The organism is uncultured Veillonella sp. (assembly GCF_915069625.1).
Lineage (GTDB): Bacteria > Bacillota > Negativicutes > Veillonellales > Veillonellaceae > Veillonella.
The window spans coordinates 1-3,842 of the sequence record NZ_CAJZFD010000179.1; the positions used below are offsets into that span (position 1 = coordinate 1).

4 protein-coding genes are annotated in these 3,842 nt (G+C 35.7%); all 4 read right to left on the reverse strand.

All coding sequences use genetic code 11. The features are described 5' to 3' along the window. Positions 1 to 132: 132 nt before the first annotated feature. On the reverse strand, positions 133 to 615 hold the full coding sequence (locus QZ548_RS08380; RefSeq protein ID WP_295869669.1) for a GNAT family N-acetyltransferase: 483 nt from the start codon (positions 613 to 615) through the stop codon (positions 133 to 135). Then, positions 612 to 875, reverse strand: coding sequence for a type II toxin-antitoxin system Phd/YefM family antitoxin (locus QZ548_RS08385; protein ID WP_295869671.1), 264 nt, complete (start codon positions 873 to 875; stop codon positions 612 to 614). Before QZ548_RS08385 ends, QZ548_RS08380 begins: the two co-directional genes overlap by 4 nt. A 206-nt stretch (positions 876 to 1,081) precedes the next feature. Further along, a complete protein-coding gene (gene istB / locus QZ548_RS08390) occupies positions 1,082 to 1,837 on the reverse strand; it encodes an IS21-like element helper ATPase IstB (RefSeq protein WP_005382493.1) in 756 nt (251 codons plus the stop codon). Next, positions 1,821 to 3,029, reverse strand: a complete 1,209-nt coding sequence (istA, locus tag QZ548_RS08395; protein WP_227041896.1) for an IS21 family transposase — start codon at positions 3,027 to 3,029, stop codon at positions 1,821 to 1,823. Before istA ends, istB begins: the two co-directional genes overlap by 17 nt. Positions 3,030 to 3,842 lie beyond the last annotated feature (813 nt).

Here is a 3,842-nt window from a genome sequence, read left to right on the forward strand (position 1 = left end):
CCTTAAAGGAAAGCACACCATTTCAGTTAAAGCCTTGGTGAAATAATCAATCTCCCCAATTGTGTCTTGTTACAAAGGAAAACAAATTCTTATTGCACTTATGCAATTAACTATATTGCCATAACAAAGGGACTAAAACTCAACACGCATCTGATACCATTTAGCACCGCCGTGATCAGACTCAGATTCGCCTTCATTTACAAAACCAAACTTGGCATAATAGTGAATCTTTTCTTCCTTACATGTTAAAATAACACCTTTTCGATTTTCTTCTTTGGCCAATTTTATGAAAGCCTCAATCAACTGCCCCCCTACACCGCGATTGCGATACGCTGGCATTGTATTTAGGCCAAATATCATCTGCCATGCCCCATCAGGATTGTGCATAGATGCATCAGCAAACATCTCATCGGTTAGGATTTCATCATCCGTTATAAAACCATCGATAAAACCGATAGGTGTATCACCGTCAAAAATAATAAGGAAATGGTCTGCATAATGAGCAAGGCGCCCTTTAAACGCTTCACGAGGGGCTGCTTCGGCTAGTGGGAAACAGGTAGATTCTATATTTGCAACAATGTCTAAATCATCAGTAGTGGCTTTTCGTATATTCATCTTGTATCTCCAAACATTTCTTCTATATCTTTATCCCATTTATCAAAATCTTTTGGCATTTTAAATTTACCTTTTGCAATGCCTATACGTTTCGACACATCCACTTTAGATTCCGCTTGTCTAGTGTCTTCAAATAGTGTAAGCCGCGCTACAGTCCGTCCATCTTGTTTGATATATATAACAGACTCTTCTCCTGTCTGTAGTTTTTTTACAAGCATAGGCAATTCTGCTGTATCTTGTGTTATTGTTACTTCACACATAGTTTTCCTCCTCCCTGTAAAATTCAGTTACTCAATTATATATCATTAAAGCGCATTGCTCATATAGTTTACTATAACTTTCTCATCTCACGCACGAATGCCTCCGCCTCCTGTAAGTTCTTTGGGAACTCAAAATACATGTATCTTTCATTACCATGTAAATGTCAATATAAGAATGTACAATTTTGACGATGTACAATGTACAGTTATTCCTTCTGTTGCATATGGTTTCGTAACCGGTATGAATCTCCAGTTATGCTAATCACATGTGCATGGTGAAGTAATCGATCAACAATAGCATTAGCTACTCGCTCATCATGTAAAATGGTAGCCCACTCATCAAAATTAATGTTAGACGTTACGATGGTACTTTTCTTTTCGTACCGTCTATCAATAATTTGAAATAGTAAGTTAGCATCACCTGGTTGTAACGGTAAATAGCCAATTTCATCAATGATGAGTAATTGGTAGCGTGCATAATGCTTGAGCCGAGTTTCTAATCGTCCTTCATCTTTTGCACTCTTAAGGTTTTGAATTAAATCATGGCATTTAATAAAATAGGTGCTTCGTCTGTTACGAGAGCTTTCAATACCTAGTGATGTAGCTAAATGTGTTTTCCCAACTCCGCTAGAGCCAAGAAATACAATGTTTTCAGCTTGTTCCATGAATCCTAATGATGCTAAATCCTTAATTTGCATTTCGTTAATTTGTGGTTGAAATGAAAATTCAAAATCAGCTAGTGTTTTCAAATGAGGAAAATTACTAATTTTCACCATATGGTTAATTACGTTTTGTCGTTTAATATCAACTTCGTAATCACTCAGCTTCAATAACCACTCAATATGAGATAAGCTCTGTGTATTAGCTAATTCAATTGTTTCATCTAGGTGTAACATGCATTGTTTTAGTTTTAGATATGCTAGATTATCTTGTAAGCGTTGGTAATTAGTCTGTAGTGTCATAGATAGCTCCTATCTTTTCCAAATTAGATTTTGCTTTAGCTTTCACATCTTCAGAACTTAGATAAGGAATTGTTTTCTGCAATTGTGCTTCATAATGAGAAGGCAAATAGTTAACCTTCTTATCACTTAATGGGTGCTGTGCAATCAATTCTGTGCTATCATATATGTATAGCATCTTATCTATGGTCTTTAAGGTCATAGATTTGGCCACATATCCTGGCGGTACAGAATAGTGGCTACCACGAAAGCTAATGAGATTACTTGCTGAAACCTTAGCTTTTGGGTGATCTATGCGGTAGGAATCTCTTATCACTTTTGTTGGAAGTGGGGTAAGAGATTCCTTTTCTTTTTCAAGCAGTGCAGACGGTATTTGTCTTGTAGCTTGAGAAATCGCTAGATTACTACGTAAAATAATTTTTTGAATCTGTTCTTCCACTTCTTGTATTGTTAATTTTCCTTGGTACGCATGAATTTCATCTAGAATTTTCATTTGGCTTTCTACTTTGCCTTTCGTTTGTGGACGGCGCGCCATACACGGCTTAAATGTAAAGCCAAAGTCACTTGAAAATTGTTCTGCTTTGGTATGAAGCTGTCCTTTAGTTCCAGCTAGCCTCGGTTGTACCATCACGGTTTTCATATTATCTGTTAATAGTACATGCGGAACACCTTGTAATTGTTCAAAGAATTCTACCAATGTATCTTGTAGTGTTTCAGTAGTTCTATCGAAAGTGACCTTTGCTAATTTGTATCGAGAATAGCCTAATGTCATCAACAATATATTAAAAGTTATGTGTGTGCCATCATGCAATAGGAATTTAATATTCTCTTTCCAATCAACTTGAGCCTGTTCAGCTGGTGCGGTTTCAAAACGAATCGTATGCTGCATACTAGGCGATGTATGTTTTCTATCAAAATAGGATTGAAATACTGGTATCTTTAAAATATAACCGCGAAATGTAGAGTAAGCAGCTGTGAGTCCATGGTTATCTACCAAGTATTGCCACAAGACACGCTTATAATAAAATTGTTGGGGTGTATCATCAGATAATAAAGTCTGTATTACGTCATAAAATTTATCAATCATAGATGGTTTATGACGATGTGGATCAGGCGTTCCATTTTCATAATGAGATTTTATGGTGCGTCTATCATAGCCTAATTCACGACCTAGTAAACTATAATTAGGTTTCAAATTGCAAACCTCCAGAATGTCCCTTAATAATGGTAAGTCTAATAATGATGTTACAGTAAATGAACTGTTAATAGCGTATACATATTGCATGTTGTTATCACCTCAACTATAGTATCGGTGATACAATTAAAATTGTACATTCTTATATCATCATTTTTGTACATTCTTAGAGTATCATTTACAGGTGGTGAATATAATGGGAGGGACATTTGGTAGGCCTAGATAATGTTTTAAAAAGGAGGAGTTAATATGTTTCCAGTATTAGGAGTTTTAGTAGCACAGTGTCTGCGTGGGAAGTCTTTTCAACAACTGTAACAATAGGAACAACAATATATCGGGCAACACGGGACTAGTTAGCATTCTGTAATAAAAGGAGGTGTTATATATGTCAATTATACTAGGATTATTAGTGCTGTATGTTGTGGTATCATGTTTTGGAGAATAATTTTGAAAGTAATAAGTGAATATAAGAATCGATAGACCTATTCGTGTGATTTGATGCGAGTAGGTCTTTTTTGTAAACTAGTTATGAAATAGCTTTTCTTGGCTTATAAAAGTTATCAAAATAGCGATAAGCCCAGTTACTACCTGTATTCTATAAAAATCGTTCCTTTTAGAAAATCTCCCTACATATTGACGTAAAACTCGAAAACCCTTATAATTACTGTAATCTTAGAAAAATCATTTTCTACCAGTATTTACCTAGGTTCGTAGGCATTATGAATCGAATGGGAGCATGTTTTGACCGTTTACGGTGTGAGGTTTTCTAAAACCTAATTTTGAGCCCCATGAATACTGGCTTTCTAGGACCCG

Bases quoted from the DNA above. Each gene is read 5' to 3' on its own strand.
- QZ548_RS08380 (WP_295869669.1), bottom strand. From the start codon at position 615: ATGAATATACGAAAAGCCACTACTGATGATTTAGACATTGTTGCAAAT.
- QZ548_RS08385 (WP_295869671.1), bottom strand. From the start codon at position 875: ATGTGTGAAGTAACAATAACACAAGATACAGCAGAATTGCCTATGCTT.
- istB (WP_005382493.1), bottom strand. From the start codon at position 1,837: ATGACACTACAGACTAATTACCAACGCTTACAAGATAATCTAGCATAT.